Genomic DNA, 510 nt, shown 5'->3' on the forward strand with positions numbered 1-510 from the left:
GTGTGATTCATGACTGGGGTGAAGTCGTAACAAGGTAGCCGTAGGGGAACCTGCGGCTGGATCACCTCCTTAATCGACGACATCAGCCAGCTGATGAGCTCCCACACGAATTGCTTGATTCATTGTAAAAGACGATCAAGACCCTGTTATAGGTCTGTAGCTCAGTTGGTTAGAGCGCACCCCTGATAAGGGTGAGGTCGGCAGTTCAAATCTGCCCAGACCTACCAGTTTCTGGGGCCATAGCTCAGCTGGGAGAGCGCCTGCCTTGCACGCAGGAGGTCAGCGGTTCGATCCCGCTTGGCTCCACCACCTTTCGCGGTACGCTGTAGCAGTTTTGATCAGAACCTAGAAATGAGCATTCCACGCTGAATGTTGATTTCTGGCTTTTGTCAGATCGTTCTTTAAAAATTCGGATATGTGATAGAAATAGACTGATGGCCACTTTCACTGGTGGTGATCAGGCTAAGGTAAAATTTGTGAGTTCTGCGCGAGAGCGCAACATGCGAATTT

The 510-nt window shown here is 50.0% G+C and carries 2 tRNA genes and 1 rRNA gene; all 3 read left to right on the plus strand.

Annotated elements, in window-relative coordinates:
• Positions 1-72, plus strand: a 16S ribosomal RNA gene (locus tag G7Z99_RS19650); the annotation flags it as partial.
• A 78-nt stretch (positions 73-150) separates the two neighbouring features.
• Positions 151-227 (plus strand) — tRNA-Ile (locus tag G7Z99_RS19655).
• 6 nt (positions 228-233) lie between these two features.
• Positions 234-309: transfer RNA gene (locus G7Z99_RS19660), tRNA-Ala, on the plus strand.
• Positions 310-510 lie beyond the last annotated feature (201 nt).

The sequence above is a fragment of the Pseudomonas entomophila genome, assembly GCF_013523165.1.
GTDB lineage: Bacteria > Pseudomonadota > Gammaproteobacteria > Pseudomonadales > Pseudomonadaceae > Aquipseudomonas > Aquipseudomonas entomophila_A.